This window comes from Streptomyces bungoensis (assembly GCF_001514215.1).
Classification (GTDB): Bacteria; Actinomycetota; Actinomycetes; order Streptomycetales; family Streptomycetaceae; genus Streptomyces; species Streptomyces bungoensis.
Window position 1 is genome coordinate 25,403 of record NZ_KQ948862.1, and the last position, 15,651, is coordinate 41,053.

The 15,651-nt window shown below is 72.0% G+C and carries 15 protein-coding genes, 1 pseudogene and 2 riboswitches; of the genes and pseudogenes, 6 read left to right on the top strand and 10 right to left on the bottom strand.

From position 1 onward, the window contains the following. Nucleotides 1-41 precede the first annotated feature (41 nt). The 4 genes from AQJ66_RS22745 to AQJ66_RS22760 all read left to right on the top strand — a co-directional run bounded on the left by AQJ66_RS22745 (nucleotide 42) and on the right by AQJ66_RS22760 (nucleotide 3,671). Nucleotides 42-809, top strand: a complete 768-nt coding sequence (locus tag AQJ66_RS22745; RefSeq protein WP_061925412.1) for an enoyl-CoA hydratase/isomerase family protein — start codon at nucleotides 42-44, stop codon at nucleotides 807-809. A gap of 296 nt (nucleotides 810-1,105) precedes the next feature. Beyond that, the gene (locus AQJ66_RS22750) at nucleotides 1,106-1,609 is read left to right on the top strand and encodes an ATP-binding protein (protein ID WP_061925415.1); all 504 of its coding nucleotides are present in this window, start codon (nucleotides 1,106-1,108) and stop codon (nucleotides 1,607-1,609) included. 77 nt (nucleotides 1,610-1,686) lie between these two features. Beyond that, complete coding sequence (locus tag AQJ66_RS22755) at nucleotides 1,687-2,484, top strand: polysaccharide deacetylase family protein (protein WP_061925418.1); 798 nt, start codon at nucleotides 1,687-1,689, stop codon at nucleotides 2,482-2,484. After that, complete coding sequence (locus tag AQJ66_RS22760) at nucleotides 2,484-3,671, top strand: YncE family protein (protein WP_061925421.1); 1,188 nt, start codon at nucleotides 2,484-2,486, stop codon at nucleotides 3,669-3,671. The genes AQJ66_RS22755 and AQJ66_RS22760 overlap by 1 nt, the downstream gene beginning before the upstream one ends. Before the next feature lie 7 nt (nucleotides 3,672-3,678). On the opposite strand, the gene AQJ66_RS22765 is transcribed toward AQJ66_RS22760, so the two are convergent. Beyond that, nucleotides 3,679-4,311, bottom strand: a complete 633-nt coding sequence (locus AQJ66_RS22765; protein WP_061925424.1) for a GNAT family N-acetyltransferase — start codon at nucleotides 4,309-4,311, stop codon at nucleotides 3,679-3,681. A 119-nt stretch (nucleotides 4,312-4,430) separates the two neighbouring features. On the opposite strand from AQJ66_RS22765, the gene AQJ66_RS22770 reads away from it, so the two are divergent. Together AQJ66_RS22770 and AQJ66_RS22775 are read left to right on the top strand one after the other, a co-directional pair. After that, nucleotides 4,431-4,643, top strand: a complete 213-nt coding sequence (locus tag AQJ66_RS22770; RefSeq protein WP_061925427.1) for an EF-hand domain-containing protein — start codon at nucleotides 4,431-4,433, stop codon at nucleotides 4,641-4,643. Between the two features lie 129 nt (nucleotides 4,644-4,772). Continuing rightward, nucleotides 4,773-5,453 (top strand): NADPH-dependent F420 reductase, encoded by a 681-nt coding sequence (locus tag AQJ66_RS22775; RefSeq protein ID WP_341849422.1) that lies wholly within the window; start codon nucleotides 4,773-4,775, stop codon nucleotides 5,451-5,453. A gap of 54 nt (nucleotides 5,454-5,507) precedes the next feature. Here AQJ66_RS22775 and AQJ66_RS22780 read toward each other — a convergent pair whose 3' ends face one another. The 9 genes and pseudogenes from AQJ66_RS22780 to gcvT form a co-directional block, all read right to left on the bottom strand. Then, nucleotides 5,508-6,998, bottom strand: coding sequence for a carboxylesterase/lipase family protein (locus AQJ66_RS22780; protein WP_061925433.1), 1,491 nt, complete (start codon nucleotides 6,996-6,998; stop codon nucleotides 5,508-5,510). Between the two features lie 54 nt (nucleotides 6,999-7,052). After that, nucleotides 7,053-7,607, bottom strand: coding sequence for a glycoside hydrolase family 25 protein (locus AQJ66_RS22785; protein WP_061925435.1), 555 nt, complete (start codon nucleotides 7,605-7,607; stop codon nucleotides 7,053-7,055). A 95-nt stretch (nucleotides 7,608-7,702) separates the two neighbouring features. Further along, nucleotides 7,703-8,734: a phosphatidylinositol-specific phospholipase C domain-containing protein gene (locus AQJ66_RS22790; RefSeq protein WP_208611431.1), complete on the bottom strand. Its 1,032-nt coding sequence runs from the start codon at nucleotides 8,732-8,734 to the stop codon at nucleotides 7,703-7,705. Nucleotides 8,735-9,042: 308 nt separating this feature from the next. Further along, nucleotides 9,043-9,357: pseudogene (locus AQJ66_RS40145) on the bottom strand (type II toxin-antitoxin system VapC family toxin); the annotation flags it as partial. A 70-nt stretch (nucleotides 9,358-9,427) separates the two neighbouring features. After that, complete coding sequence (locus AQJ66_RS22795) at nucleotides 9,428-10,909, bottom strand: multicopper oxidase family protein (protein ID WP_061925442.1); 1,482 nt, start codon at nucleotides 10,907-10,909, stop codon at nucleotides 9,428-9,430. Nucleotides 10,910-11,014: 105 nt separating this feature from the next. Next, a complete protein-coding gene (locus tag AQJ66_RS22800) occupies nucleotides 11,015-12,382 on the bottom strand; it encodes an L-serine ammonia-lyase (protein WP_061925444.1) in 1,368 nt (455 codons plus the stop codon). 56 nt (nucleotides 12,383-12,438) lie between these two features. Continuing rightward, nucleotides 12,439-13,704, bottom strand: a complete 1,266-nt coding sequence (glyA, locus tag AQJ66_RS22805; protein WP_061925447.1) for a serine hydroxymethyltransferase — start codon at nucleotides 13,702-13,704, stop codon at nucleotides 12,439-12,441. A 14-nt stretch (nucleotides 13,705-13,718) separates the two neighbouring features. After that, nucleotides 13,719-14,096, bottom strand: coding sequence for a glycine cleavage system protein GcvH (gcvH, locus tag AQJ66_RS22810; protein WP_061925450.1), 378 nt, complete (start codon nucleotides 14,094-14,096; stop codon nucleotides 13,719-13,721). Nucleotides 14,097-14,217: 121 nt separating this feature from the next. Continuing rightward, nucleotides 14,218-15,345 (bottom strand): glycine cleavage system aminomethyltransferase GcvT, encoded by a 1,128-nt coding sequence (gcvT, locus tag AQJ66_RS22815; protein ID WP_061925455.1) that lies wholly within the window; start codon nucleotides 15,343-15,345, stop codon nucleotides 14,218-14,220. 42 nt (nucleotides 15,346-15,387) lie between these two features. After that, nucleotides 15,388-15,500: riboswitch (glycine riboswitch) on the bottom strand. Further along, nucleotides 15,501-15,598, bottom strand: a riboswitch (glycine riboswitch). Between the last annotated feature and the right edge of the window lie 53 nt (nucleotides 15,599-15,651).

Here is a 15,651-nt window from a genome sequence, read left to right on the forward strand (position 1 = left end):
CACCGGGCCCGCCGCCGTTAGTGCCCGTTAACCTGCTGCCCATGACCGTGAAACTCGAAGTCGCCGAAGGTGTAGGAACCCTGCGTCTGGACCGGCCGCCGATGAACGCGCTGGACGTCGCCACGCAGGACCGGCTGAAGGAACTCGCCGAGGAGGCCACGCGCCGCGACGACGTGCGCGCCGTGGTGATCTACGGCGGCGAGCGGGTGTTCGCGGCGGGCGCGGACATCAAGGAGATGCAGGAGATGGACCACACCGCGATGGTCCTGCGCGCCCGCGCCCTGCAGGACTCCTTCACCGCCGTCGCCCGCATCCCCAAGCCCGTCGTCGCCGCCATCACCGGGTACGCCCTCGGCGGCGGCTGCGAACTGGCCCTGTGCGCGGACTACCGCATCGCCGCCGAGAACGCCAAGCTCGGCCAGCCCGAGATCCTGCTCGGCCTGGTCCCGGGCGCCGGCGGCACCCAGCGCCTGCCCCGCCTGATCGGCCCCTCCAAGGCCAAGGACCTCATCTTCACCGGCCGTCAGGTGAAGGCCGACGAGGCCCTCGCCATCGGCCTGGTGGACCGGGTCGTGCCGGCCGCCGAGGTGTACGAGCAGGCGCACGCCTGGGCCGCGAAGCTCGCGCAGGGGCCGGCGATCGCGCTGCGCGCGGCGAAGGAGTCGGTGGACACCGGTCTGGAGACCGACATCGACACCGGGCTCGCCGTCGAGCGGAACTGGTTCGCCGGTCTGTTCGCCACCGAGGACCGCGCGCGCGGCATGCGCAGCTTCGTGGAGGAGGGGCCGGGCAAGGCCAAGTTCCTCTGAGGCGCGTGCGGTGAGCCGCCCGAACTTTCCCCCGGGGGCTTGCTGTTGACGTCCCGTCTGATCCGGGTCCCTCGATGGGGCGGTTTATCGCAACCTTAAGGCCACCTTAAGTCCGTCTCGTCGAGGGAACCCGCCGCTTGCCGGAAGGCGAGCCGTAGCCGCAGGTCGGCCGGGCCTCGACGGGCCCCGGCATGTCATCGGCATATGCCGTGCGAATGGAGCGGGCAGGGGGCGCGAGGGGGGCGTATTCCTCCGGAACGGCCACGCGGACCGCTTCGGGCCGCCATCATGGGGGCATGGCGGGGCTGGAGGGCATCGAACAGCCGCGGGGACACAGCCGTGCGGCCGCGGCGCGCTGGTCGCCCGCGGTCGAGGACGAACAGGCGCTCAAGGCGCTCGAACTGTTCGGCAACCCGGCGGAGGCGGAGATCCCGCTGCCGTCCCGCCCCGAGTCCGCGGCCACGGCGCGCCGGCTGACCCAGGTCGTCGTCCTGCGCCATTGGGGACTGACCCCCAAGATGACCGAGGACGCGGTCTTACTCGTCTCCGAACTCGTCGGCAACGCCGTACGGCACACCGGCGCCCGGGTCTTCGGCCTGAGGATGCGCCGCCGCCGCGGCTGGATCCGCGTCGAGGTCCGCGATCCCTCACGCGCGCTGCCCTGCCTGATGCCGGTTCAGGACCTGGACGTCAGCGGCCGCGGCCTGTTCCTGGTGGACAAACTGGCCGACCGCTGGGGCGTCGACCTGCTGCCGCGGGGCAAGACCACCTGGTTCGAGATGCGCGTCGCCGACCGCTGACCCACCCTCCCGGGGGACGACCCGAAATCATCCCCCATATGGGCGAATCGGGGGTTTTCTTACCCAGCACCCCTTAAATGGTGCGGGTGACCACGACCAACCGACGTGACGTGCTGCGCACGAGCGCGCTGCTCGTCGCCGGCGGCGCGCTCGCCGCCGGCTGCGGCACCGGCCAGGACGCCCCGCCCGCCGCGGCCTCCGCGTCCGCCGGGTCCGCGTCCGGCCACCCCGCGGCCACCCCCCGTACCGCACCCGCCCCCCGGGCCTACCCCGGGCAGCCCGCCCAGATCACCCACGGCCCGCGCACCCGCCCCCAGGTCGCCCTCACCTTCCACGGCCAGGGCGACCCCGCCCTCGCCACCTCCCTGCTCGCCACGGCCGAACGGAACGGGGCCCGGCTCACCGTGCTCGCCGTCGGCACCTGGCTGGACGAACACCCCGGCCTCGCCCGCCGCATTCTCGACGGCGGCCACGACCTCGGCAACCACACCCAGCGGCACGTCTCCATCAACGCCATGTCCGAGGCCGGCGCGCGCCAGGAGATCACCGGCTGCGCCGAGCGCCTGAAACGGCTCACCGGGTCCATCGGCACCTGGTTCCGCCCCTCCCGCTCCCCGACCGCCTCCCCGCTGGTCGCCCGGCTGGCCCGCGCCGCCGGCTACCCCCACGTGCTGTCGTACGAGGTCGACTCCCTCGACTACACCCGGCCCGGCGCCGACGCCGTCACCCGGAAGGTCCTCGCCGAGGCCCGCGCCGGGTCGGTGGTGAGCCTGCACTTCGGCTATCCGGACACGGTCGCCGCCCTCCCCGCCGTACTCCACGAACTCGGCCGCCGCGGACTGCGCGCGGTCACCACCACGGAGCTGCTGAGCTGATGCCCACCAACCGAGCCGCCCGCCTGCTGGCCGCGGGAGCCGCCCTCACCGCCCTGACCCTGCTGTCCGCCTGCGGGTCGGGCGCCGACCACTCCGGGCGGTCGGCCCGCGGCAGCACGGCGCCGGCCCGGCCGCAGGCGCCGAGACAGCAGGTGGACGTGCTGCCCGGGATGCCCCCGGTCGTGGACCCGAAGGACATCTACGCCGCCGACCGCCCGAACCTGCTCTCCCCGGTGGTCAAGGGCTTCCCGTCCCGGGTGTACGTGCCGAACACCAACTCCGACACGGTCACCGTCATCGACCCGCGCACGTACAAGGTGATCGAGACCATCCCGGTCGGCCGGCAGCCCCAGCACGTCGTGCCGTCCTGGGACATGAAGACCCTGTGGGTCAACAACGACCTCGGCAACAGCCTCACCCCCATCGACCCCAGGACCGGCAAGGCCGGCGACCCGGTGCCGGTGCACGACCCCTACAACCTGTACTTCACGCCCGACGGCAGGTACGCCGTGGTCATGGCCTCCATGGACCGGCAGCTGGTGTTCCGCGACGCGCACACCATGAAGATCGTGAAGACCGTCCCGGTCAGCTGCCACGGCGTCAACCACGCCGACTTCTCGGTCGACGGCAAGTACTTCATCGTCTCCTGCGAGTTCAGCGGCGAACTGCTCAAGGTCGACACCGCGCGGATGAAGGTCGTCGGCCAGCAGAAGCTGCCCTACCACGGGGCCATGCCGCAGGACGTCAAGATCGCGCCGGACGGCAGCCGCTACTACATCGCCGACATGGTCGCGAACGGCCTGTGGATCCTGAACGGGAACACCTTCGAAAAGCCGGAGTTCCTCGCCACCGGCAAGGGCGCCCACGGCCTCTACATCAGCCGGGACTCCCGCGAGATGTACATCTCCAACCGCGGCGAGGGCACCATCTCCATCTTCGACTTCACCCGGAACCGGCTCACCAAGAAGTGGCGGCTGCCCGGCGGCGGCAGCCCCGACATGGGCGGGGTCTCGGCCGACGGCAAGGTGCTCTGGCTCTCCGGCCGCTACAACTCCGAGGTGTACGCCATCGACACCCGCACCGGCGCCCAGCTGGCCCGCATCAGGGTCGGCAGCGGACCGCACGGCCTCGCCGTCTACCCGCAGCCCGGCCGCTACTCGCTCGGGCACACCGGCATCTTCCGCTGACCGCCCGTCAGGACCGGAGCAGCAGCGCCTCCGCGCCCACCGCGCGGTAACCGGCCGCCTGGAACGCCCGCACGCTGCGGGCGTTGCCCGGCGCGACCTGCGCCCACAGCGGCTCGGCGGCCAGGTGCCGGGCGGCGGTCACCAGCAGCCGCCCCAGCCCCCGGTGCCGTACCCCCTCGTCCACCTCGACCGACACCTCCAGCCGGCCGCCGACCCCGCGCCCCAGGACCAGCACCCCGCCGTCCGCCGTCCAGGCGCGCACGTCGTCGCGGCGCCCGCGGGCGTAGACGATGCGGGGATGGCCGGCGTCCCCGATCTCGCTCAGCGCCACCGGCGGCCCGCCGGGCAGGGGAGAGCCGACCAGGAGCGCGTCGACGGTCTCCGTCCGGCGTCCCGTCCGGGCCAGGAAGGCGGCGAGGAAGGCGGGGTTCATCGGCGCGGCCAGCGGATCGCAGTCCACGGCGCCCAGCGCGTCGTGCACCCACCGCGGATCCTCGTCCGTGAACACCACGGAGTGCGCGGTGAACGACAGCACCCCCGCGTCCCGGGGCGAGGCCTGCGGCACCACGGTGACCCCGCCGTCCGCCGGCGGGAAGACGCCGAGCGCCGCCGCGTCGAGAATGTCACGCAAGGTCTCCAAGGTGCCGCTCCTTCGGTCTTCACCCACCGGGAGGAGGCCCGGACTCGCCGGGCCGTTAATCTGACCTGCGACAGTACGCCGACACGGCACGAGCAACACGAACACAAAGGGGCGGATCGGTGGCGGACATCGAGGCAGCGCGCAAGGAGTTCCAGCGGATCGACGCGGACGGTGACGGGTTCATCACCGCGGCCGAGTTCAAGTCCGCCCTGGCGCAGGGGGGTGACTGGAACGTCACCGACACGGTCGCGGAGGCGATCATCAAGACCCGCGACCTCAACGGCGACAAGGTCCTCTCCTTCGACGAGTTCTGGACCTACCTCAGCAGGTGACCCACCCGGAGGGGGCGCCGTCCGCCCGGACGGCGCCCCCTCCGGCATCTCACCCGTTCGCCGCAGCCACGGAATAGTCCCGGGCCCCGCGGGGTTGTCGCCCGTCGACGGAAGTATGCACATGCATCGATCCTGGAAGGGCCAGACATGAAGATCGGCATCATCGGCGCGGGCAACATCGGCGGCAACCTCACCCGGCGGCTCACCGCCCTCGGCCACGACGTGTCCGTGGCCAACTCGCGCGGCCCCGAGACCCTCAAGGAACTCGCCGAGGAGACCGGCGCTACTCCCGTACGGGTCGAGGAGGCGGCGAACGGCGCCGAGGTCGTCGTCGTCACCGTCCCGCTGAAGGCGGTTCCCGACCTGCCCTCCGGCCTGCTGGACGGCGCGGCCGACGGTGCCGCCGTCATCGACACCGGCAACTACTACCCGCAGCAGCGCGACGGCCGGATCGCCGGCATCGAGGACGACGGGCTGACCGAGAGCCGCTGGACCGAACGGCACCTGGGCCACCCCGTCGTCAAGGCCTTCAACGGCACCTACGCACAGGACATCCTGGAGCGCCCCCGCCCGGCCGGCGACCCCGAGCGCATGGCCCTGCCGGTCGCCGGCGACGACGAGGCCGCCAAGGCGAAGGTCCGCGCGCTCATCGAGGAACTCGGCTTCGACACGGTCGACGCGGGCGGCATCGACGACTCCTGGCGGCAGCAGCCGGGCACGCCGGTGTACGGCCTGCGGGAGGGCGTGGACGCCGTGAAGCAGGCACTGACGGCAGCGTCCCCGGAACGCCCGGCGGACTTCCGCGGCTGAACCGGCGCAGCACCGCCGCGTGGAGCGGCCCGGTCACGGGCCGCTCGACCGGCTTCAGCGCACGCCCTCCCACACGGCCCGCTCCTGCGGGCGGGGATCGTCCACGGCCGTGGAGACCGTGTCGAACCGCATGGTGGTGCGGGTGCCCGTGGTGTACGCCGGCCATCCGGGGGTGCCGGTGGTGGCGAAGGAGACCCAGGCGCCGTGCATCGCGTCGGCGATCTGCTGGGGGAGCGCGGGGCCGAGCAGCGGGAGGAAGGCCTCGTCCCCGAGGTTGTCGAAGACGAAGGGCAGTTCCGTGGCGTGGGCGGCGCCGAGGAGGCCGTCGAAGGTGGGCGGCCGCCAGGCGAACTCGTACAGGAACACCCCTCCCGGACGGCGGCCGGCGTGGGCCTCGGCCAGCCGGATCGCGGGGACGCGGTAGAACCAGTCCGTGACCAGCGCCGCCAGGAGGTCGCCCGGGGACGCCCCGGGCCGCTGCTCGCGGTAGACGGGGAGGGCCCGGTCGGGGTCCAGGCCGTAGCCGGCCGCCGTCCGGCGCAGCGCCTCCTCGGTGACGTGGCCGATGACGCCCGTGGGGACGACGAACAGCCGGAACTCGTCGCTGTTGGAGCCCACCAGGAGGTCCGTCCCGGCCTCGGCCGCGCGGGTGAGGACGTCGGCGGGCGCCTGGGGCAGGCTGTCGCCGTCGACGACGGGTTCGAACGGCATGAGGTTGTGCACGACCTCCCCCCACAGCTCGGGGTCCGGGCGGGCGGAGACGGCCGCGCGCAGCTTCTGCTGGGCGGTGAGCAGCTGCTCGGTGGGGACGGCGGCGAGGGCGGCGCTCGTGGCCGGTACACCGAGCATCCGCGCCAGCTGGTCCGTGACACGCCGGGCGGTGGCCGGGGTGAGGCTGTGGTGCGCGGCCCCGCTCTGCAGGATCGCCCTGCGGAAGAGTCCCGCGGCGCGGGGCATGGCCAGCAGCGCGCCGATGCTCATGGCGCCCGCCGACTCGCCGAACACCGTGACCCGGTCCGGGTCGCCGCCGAAGGCCGCGATGTTGTCCCTGACCCACTCCAGGGCGGCGATCTGGTCCAGCAGCCCGCGGTTGTCGGGGGTGCCGTCGAGGTGGAGGAAACCGTCCGCCCCGAGGCGGTAGTTGAGGGTGACCAGGACGACGCCGTCCCGGGCGAAGGCGGTGCCGTCGTAACCGGCGACCGAGCCCGAGCCGTTGGCGAAGGCTCCGCCGTGCACCCACACCATGACGGGAAGGCGCCCCGCGGGATCGGGCGTCCACACGTTCAGGTTCAGGCAGTCGTCCCCGGGGATGTGCGCTTCGGGGATGAGCCGGTCGAAGGGCGGTACGTAGGGTGCGTGCGGGGCGGTCGGCCCGTGGGCGGTGGCCTCGCGCACGCCGTCCCAGCCGGCGGGCGGCCGGGGTGCGGCCAGGCGCAGGGGCCCGACCGGGGGCGCCGCGTACGGGATGCCCTTGAACGCGGCGACACCGCTGTCGTCACGCACCCCGCGGACGGCACCCCGACGCGTGTGCACGATCGGTTGCATGAGGTGTGCTCTCCCTTGCCTCGGCTCAGTGCCCGTAGGGCCTGGCGGAGTCTCTCAGGGAGTGGCCCACGCGCGCAGCGCCGCCTTGCTCGTGAAGTCGGCCACGTCCTGGTCGTGCGGCTCGCTGCTGTACTGGTGGAAGCGCCACTTGGCCTTGATGCGCGGGTGGCCCGCGCTCACGTAGTCGGCGATCCACAGGCCGTCGCCGGCGTACGAGGTGGTGTCGATGTTCAGCCAGAAGTGCCGGTTGGCGTAGAGCAGGACCCTGTTGTGCGGGCGGAGCCTCTTCACCGTGCGGATGAACTGGTCCTTCTCCGCGTTGCTGGCGTGCGTGCCGTCGCTGGTGGTCTCCCAGTCGACGGCGAGCAGGTCGCCCGCCCTCTCGGGGGCGTGCTGGACGAAGTACTCGGCCTGGGCGGTGATGTCGCCGGGCCACAGGAAGTGGTAGAAGCCGACGACGAGCCCGGCGTCGCGGCCGTGCTTGGTCTGGGCGGTGAGCCGGGGGTTGACGTACGAACGGCCCTCCGTCGCCTTGATGAAGACGAAGGAGAGGCCGTCCGTGCCGTACGACGAGGACTGGAACGCGCTGACATCGATGCCGTGGAGCATGTGGGGGACTCCCTGAAGTGCCGGTGGGGTGATCAGGAGTTGACTGATATATGCCCCGACCCGGTACCCCCGATCCGCGCGTTCGGCCGGAATCCTCAGCCCCGGTCCGTCACCGAACTGAGGACCGAAGCGGACTTGGCCGACCAGTCCGAGGTGATGATGCTCGCGTGGTCCTTGGCCAGCAGGGCCAGCCGGTCGGCGACTTCGGCGTCCGTGGGGTCGGTGGAGGAGATCGCCGGGGAGACCCCGTCGGCCCCCGTCATGATCGAGATGTAGTGGTTCCTCGAGTAGAACGAGGTGTCGTAGCCGCTGTTCACGTAACTCGCCGCGTCCCCGTCGAAGAAGACGAACCACGGCTGGATCGAGGCGTCGTACCGGCTCGTGCGCGGGTCCCCGCCCTCGGCTCCGAGCACCGCGGGGAACGCCTCGGCCTCGGAGATCCGCCCGGCCGCGTACAGGTCGCGCAGGTGGTCCCCGTACTCCTCGTCCGTCCAGTAGTGGTCGAACGGGTTGGACTGCTCCACCGTGCCCGGGATCAGTTCGAAGAGGAACTTGCCCCGCAGCGCGTCGCGCGAGGGCCAGGCGTCGGCCTTCGCGGCCGCGTCCAGGGAGGGGTACGTCCCGCCCAGCAGATCGGCCGGCTTGAAGACGCTGCCGCCGAGCTTCTGCGACACGAGGGTGTCGAACTCGTCCGGGCCGAGCCCGCCCTTGTCGTTGAACCCCACCTTCATCTCGACCTTGAACACGATCGGCGGGTGGTCGGGGTGGAGCCGGTTCCAGGCCGCGATGTTGTCCAGGCAGCTGCCGAGGTCCTGGTTCCGGGCCTTGCTGTACAGCTCGGCGGGGGTCTTCGCCGCCTCGCAGTTGTTGTCGTCGCCGAACGGGTTGCTGTGACTGACCCGCCACCGGTGGCTGATGCTGTCGACGTACACGTCCAGTTCCAGCAGAGAGGCCCCGGAGTCCAGGGCCTGGGCGAAGTACGTGTACTTGTCCTTCTCGTAGGCGTTGTGCGTCCCGATCGCCGTCGTCCCCGAGAACCGGGGCTCCGCCGCGTGCGCCTGCCCGGACACCACGCCCACCAGGGCGGCGGCCCCCACCAGAGCCGCCAGCCTTCTGCCGCTTATCATCGATGAACTCCCCTTCGCCGGAGCCGAGTTGGCGGCAGCGTAGGAGAGATTGATTACTGTTCGGTAGCCCCTGGAGGAACCGGAAGGAGACAACTGCGCGGCCTGCGGGCCGGGTGCCGTGGCGGTCCTCGGGCGCCGGCCCGCACCCGTGTGATCCAATGGCCGCGGAGCCGGGGCCGCGCACCGCGGCGGGATTCGCCCGCGCGGCCCTCGACTGTCTGGGCGCGACCGTCCGCTGAGGGGCACGACTCCTCGGCCCTCAGCCGCGCCGCAAGTCCCTCGGCCGTGGCGTGAACCGGGGAACCTCGGACCTTGCGGACACGCACCCCGCGGCCGCACAACAGGGCGAGGTTCTCGGGGGCCGACGTAAGGACGGTCACCGTGTGGGGTGAGGCCAGTGCCGTGGCGGCCACGATGGCATCCAGTGCGTACTTGTGCCCGTGCAGCCCGGCCGGGGCGAGGAGCCTGCTCGCCTGGCAGGCGATCGCTTCGGTGGGCGGGACGATCTTGACGCGGGAGGCGGCGTGGTCGAAGCGGGCTTGGCCGAACTTGGGGTCACGTGCTTCGACGAGGGTCACCGAGCTCGTGACGACGCGGATGTCCTCCGCCTCGGAAGCGGCCAGCCACTCCGTGAGTTCAGGTGTGCGCCTGGGCGGCGGCGGGGCGCGATCTCCGTCCCGCCGCCGGCCCGGCTCACTTCAGGTAGCCGAGGATCGTCATCATGCCGCTCTCGGCGTGGTACTGGTTGTGGCAGTGCAGCATCCACAGGCCGGGGTTGTCGGCGTCGAAGTCGGCGACGATCTTGCGGTGGGGGAGCACGACGGCGGTGTCCTTCAGCGCGCCGGCGGCGTTGTCGCCGTTCAGCGCGAAGGTGTGGCCGTGCAGGTGCACGGGGTGCCACATGTCGGTGGCGTTGATGAGGGTGAGCCGGACGCGTTCCCCGGCGCGGACCGGGTGGCGCCGGTAGGGGTCGTGGGGCCGGTGGTCGAAGGCCCAGTCGTACTTCCTCATGCCGCCGGTGAGCGTGAGGCGCAGTTCGCGGTCGGGCTGGCGGTCCTCCAGCGCCACGGACTCGTCGGGCACCAGGCTGCGGGCGGGGACGACCCGCCCCTCCAGTTCGTCCGGGCGGACCCGGGGAGAGGGCAGGCTCCTGCCGTTGCCGGTGCGCAGGACGGCGAGGGCCTGGCCCTGCTTGCCCTCGGGCAGGGCGACGAGCGGGAAGACGCCGTCCCCGGCGGTGACGAGCACGTCGTAGCGCTCGGCCATGCCGACGAGCAGGGCGTCGGTCTCCTCGTGCTGCACCGGGTAGCCGTCGGTGTGCGTGACGGTCATGGTGTGACCGCCCAGCGCGACCCGGAACGCGGTCTCGGAGCCGGCGTTGACGATGCGCAGCCGGACGCGGTCGCCGGGGCGGCACCTGAACACCGAAGGGCTGTCCGGCAGTCGGCCGTTGACGAGGTAGCACGGGTAGGCCACATGCCCCCCGTCGCCGTCGAGCAGGCGGCTGTGGGAGTCGTGCAGCACCCGGTAGGGGCCCGCCGTCGAACCGCCATGGTGCAGTTGGCGCAGCACCTGGTCCGGGGTCGAACCGCGCACGCCGTCCACCCAGTCGTCCAGGACGACCAGCCACTCGTGGTCGTACTCGAGCGGTTCCTTGGGGTCGTCGACGACGAACGGCGCGTACAGCGCCCGGTCGGGCTGGAGTCCGACGTGGGAGTGGAGGAGGTAGGTGCCCGGGTGGGAGACGGCGAACCGGTAGGTGAAGTCGGCCCCCGGGCGGACGGCGCGCTGCGTCACGTCGGGGGTGCCGTCCATGTCGCAGCGCAGCCGCACCCCGTGCGCGTGCAGGGTCGTGTCGGCCGGCAGGCGGTTGGTGAGGGTGAGGTTCAGGACGTCGCCGGCGGTGACGCGCACCAGCGGACCGGGCAGCGTCTCGTCGTAGGCCCAGCTCCGCACGGTCCGGCCGCCCAGGTCCAGCGTGGACTCGGCCGCGGTGAAGCGGAACGAGCGCACCGGGCCGGACCCGCGTCTGCGCTCGGCGGCGGCCACCTCCGGACCCGACGGGTCGACGAACGCCGCCTCCTGCGACCGGGCGGGGGCGAAGGCGGACAGCAGGCCCGCGCCCGCGGCGGCGAGAGGGACACTGAGCAGGGTGCGCCGGGAAGGTGTGTGCATGGCAGCTATAACACACGCTTTGTGACGGATGTACCCCGGAGCGTGGGCGGTGTCGGCTCCGGGTGCCCCGGACGGAGGGCAGTCACCCGCCCCCTCGGCACTCGGTCAGCACTCGATGATGTTCACCGCGAGCCCGCCCCGGGCCGTCTCCTTGTACTTGACGCTCATGTCGGCGCCGGTGTCCTTCATGGTCTTGATGACCTTGTCCAGGGAGACCTTGTGCGAGCCGTCGCCGCGCATGGCCATGCGGGCCGCGGTGACCGCCTTGACCGCGGCCATGCCGTTGCGCTCGATGCAGGGGATCTGGACGAGCCCGCCGACCGGGTCGCAGGTGAGGCCCAGGTTGTGCTCCATGCCGATCTCGGCCGCGTTCTCCACCTGCTCGGGGGAGCCGCCGAGGACCTCGGCGAGGGCGCCGGCCGCCATGGAGCAGGCGGAGCCGACCTCGCCCTGGCAGCCGACCTCGGCGCCGGAGATGGAGGCGTTCTCCTTGAAGAGCATGCCGATGGCGCCTGCCGCCAGCAGGAAGCGGACCACGCCGTCCTCGTCGGCACCGGGGACGAAGTTGATGTAGTAGTGCAGGACCGCCGGGATGATGCCGGCCGCGCCGTTCGTCGGAGCGGTGACCACACGGCCGCCCGCCGCGTTCTCCTCGTTCACGGCCATCGCGTACAGCGTGATCCACTCCATGGCGAGGGCCAGCGGGTCGCCCTCGGAGCGCAGCTTGCGCGCGGTGGTCGCGGCCCTGCGGCGCACCTTCAGGCCGCCCGGCAGGATGCCCTCGCGGGACATGCCGCGCGCGACGCACTCCCGCATCACCCGCCAGATCTCCAGCAGGCCCGCGCGGATCTCCTCCTCCGTGCGCCAGGCCCGCTCGTTCTCCAGCATGAGCGCGGAGATCGACAGGCCCGTCTCCTGCGTCAGCCGCAGCAGTTCGTCGCCGGTGCGGAAGGGGTACTTCAGGACCGTGTCGTCCAGCTTGATGCGGTCCGCGCCGACCGCGTCCTCGTCCACGACGAAACCGCCGCCGACCGAGTAGTACGTCTTGGACAGCAGTTCCGCGCCGTCCGCGCCGAAGGCCCACAGCGTCATGCCGTTGGCGTGGTAGGGCAGGGCCTTGCGGCGGTGCAGGACCAGGTCGTCGTCGAAGGAGAAGGGGATCTCGTGCTCCCCGAGGAGCCGGAGCCGGCCCGCCTCCCTGATGCCGGCCACCCGCTCGTCCGCCGTCTCGACGTCGACCGTGCGCGGCGAGTCGCCCTCCAGGCCGAGCAGCACCGCCTTGGGCGTGCCGTGCCCGTGGCCGGTCGCGCCGAGCGAGCCGTACAGCTCGCAGCGCAGGGACGCCACGGAGGTGAGCAGGTCCTCGTTGCGCAGCCGGCGGGCGAACATGCGCGCCGCGCGCATGGGGCCGACCGTGTGGGAGCTGGACGGGCCTATGCCGATCGAGAACAGGTCGAAGACCGAGATGGCCACGGTCACTCCTCAGGACAAGGGTGGGGCACTCACCGTCGAGTGCCCCACCGGGGGACTTACTTGTTCAGACCCGGGTACAGCGGGTGCTTGTCGGCCAGGGCCTTCACCCGGGCCTTGAGGGCCTCCGCGTCGTAGGACGGCTTCAGCGCCTCGGCGATCACGTCCGCGACCTCGGCGAAGTCCTCGGCCGTGAAGCCGCGGGTGGCCAGGGCGGGCGTGCCGATCCGCAGGCCCGAGGTGACCATCGGGGGACGCGGGTCGTTCGGGACGGCGTTGCGGTTGACGGTGATGCCGACCTCGTGGAGCCGGTCCTCGGCCTGCTGCCCGTCCAGTTCGGACGCGCGCAGGTCCACCAGGATCAGGTGCACGTCCGTGCCGCCGGACAGCACGTTCACGCCGGCCTCGCGGGCGTCGGCCGCGGTCAGGCGCTCGGCGAGGATGCGCGCACCCTCCACCGTACGCCGCTGGCGCTCCTTGAAGTCCTCCGAGGCGGCGACCTTGAAGGAGACCGCCTTCGCCGCGATCACGTGCTCCAGGGGGCCGCCCTGGAAGCCCGGGAAGACCGAGGAGTTCAGCTTCTTCGCGAAGTCCTTCTTCGCCAGGATGATGCCGCCGCGCGGGCCGCCCAGGGTCTTGTGCGTGGTCGAGGTGACCACGTCCGCGTGCTCCACCGGGTTCGGGTGCAGACCCGCGGCGACCAGGCCCGCGAAGTGCGCCATGTCGACCCACAGGTACGCCTCGACCTCGTCGGCGATCCGGCGGAACTCGGCGAAGTCGAGCTGCCGGGGGTACGCCGACCAGCCCGCGATGATCACCTTCGGGCGGTGCTCCCTGGCGAGCTTCTCGACCTCGGCCATGTCGACCAGGCCGGTCTCGGGGTCCACGTGGTAGGCCACCACGTTGAACTGCTTGCCGGAGAAGTTCAGGCGCATGCCGTGGGTCAGGTGGCCGCCGTGCGCCAGGTCCAGGCCGAGGATGGTGTCCCCGGGCTGGGCGAGGGCGAACAGGGCCGCCTGGTTCGCGGAGGCGCCCGAGTGGGGCTGGACGTTGGCGTACTCGGCGCCGAACAGCTCCTTGACCCGGTCGATGGCGATCTGCTCGGCGACGTCGACGTGCTCGCAGCCGCCGTAGTAGCGGCGGCCCGGGTAGCCCTCGGCGTACTTGTTGGTGAGGACCGAGCCCTGGGCCTCCATCACCGCGAGCGGCGCGAAGTTCTCGGACGCGATCATCTCCAGCGTGGACTGCTGGCGGACGAGCTCGGCGTCGACCGCGGCGGCGACCTCCGGGTCCAGCTCGTGCAGGGACGTGTTCAGGACGGACATTCGGCTACGACTCCTCAGCCGGCGGTGTGGGCGGCGTACTCGTCGGCGGAGAGCAGGTCGGCCGGCTCCTCCGTGACGCGTACCTTGAACAGCCAGCCGCCCCCGAAGGGGGCGGAGTTCACCAGCGACGGGTCGTTGACGACGTCCTCGTTGGTCTCGGTGACCTCACCGGTGACCGGCGAGTACAGGTCGGAGACGGACTTGGTCGACTCCAGCTCGCCGCAGGTCTCACCCGCGGACACCGTGGAGCCGACCTCGGGGAGCTGGGCGTAGACGACGTCGCCGAGCGCGTTGGCCGCGAACTCGGTGATGCCGACCGTCGCGACGCCGTCCTCGGCGGCCGACAGCCACTCGTGCTCCTTGCTGTAGCGCAGCTGCTGGGGGTTGCTCATGGCCTGAATTCTCCTGTACGCGGGTGAATGCTGGGGAAAGGGGGGCGGCTGGAAGCGCACGGGTGCGGCACCGGTGTGCCCCACCGCGCCTCCGGCCGGGAGGTCGGGGGTTACGACGGTGTCACTTCTGGCGCTTGTAGAAGGGCAGCGCCACGACCTGGTACGGCTCGTGGCTGCCCCGGATGTCCACGCCGACGCCCTCGGTGCCCGGCGCCGCGTGCGCGGCGTCGACGTAGGCCATGGCGATCGGCTTGCCCAGCGTGGGGGAGGGGGCGCCGGAGGTGACCTCGCCGACCACCTCGCCGCCCACGACGACGGCGTACCCGGCGCGCGGCACGCGGCGGCCCTCGGCGACCAGGCCGACCAGCACCCGCGGCGGGTTCTGGTCGGCACGGGCGGCGGCTTCGGCGAGCGCCTCGCGGCCCACGAAGTCGCCCTCCTTCTCGAACTTCACCACCCGGCCGAGGCCGGCGTCGAACGGCGTCAGGGAGGTGGTCAGCTCGTGCCCGTACAGCGGCATGCCCGCCTCCAGGCGCAGCGTGTCCCGGCAGGACAGGCCGCACGGCACCAGGCCGGCGCCCTCGCCCGCCTTGGTCAGCGCCTGCCACAGCTCCACCGCGTGCTCGGGCTTCACGAACAGCTCGAAGCCGTCCTCGCCGGTGTAGCCGGTGCGGGCGATCAGCGCCGGCACGCCGGCGACCGTGCCCGGCAGGCCCGCGTAGTACTTCAGGCCGTCCAGGTCGGCGTCGGTGAGGGACGCGAGGATGCCGGGGGACTCCGGGCCCTGCACGGCGATCAGCGCGTAGGCGTCCCGGTCGTCGCGCACCTCGGCGTCGAAGCCCGCGGCACGCTCGGTCAGCGCGTCCAGCACCACCTGGGCGTTGGAGGCGTTCGCCACGACCATGTACTCGGTCTCGGCCAGCCGGTAGACGATCAGGTCGTCCAGGATGCCGCCGTCGGCCTGGCAGATCATGGTGTAGCGGGCGCGGCCGACGCCGACGGAGGCGATGTTGCCGACCAGGGCGTAGTTCAGGAGGGCGGCCGCCCCGGGGCCGGTCACGGTGATCTCGCCCATGTGGGAGAGGTCGAACAGGCCGGCCTTCGTGCGCACCGCGAGGTGCTCGTCGCGCTCCGAGCCGTAGCGCAGGGGCATGTCCCAGCCGGCGAAGTCGGTCATCGTCGCACCGAGCGAGCGGTGCAGCGCGTCCAGCGCGGTGCGCCGCGGTCCAGTGGGTTCGGTACTGCTCATCGGTCGGTCGTCTCCCAGGCAGATATGACAGGCGAGGAACGTTCCTCCCCATCTGTCATCGGAACCTGAGAGGTTCGCCAGGACCGCCACGGGGGCGATCACGGCTTGCACCTTGGGTGGAGCCACTGACACAGCGGCCCGCTTTTCAGATGTGCCTCGCCCGCGCGGTAACGGGGCCTGAGAGATTCAAGGGAGGGACTTGCTCCTTCGGCGCCCCGACGACCATGGCCGGGGACTCTCCCGCGCGGATTCAAGCGGCCGGTATGCAGTTGGCGGGGCCATCATTGCACGCCACGCCCCCGGTCG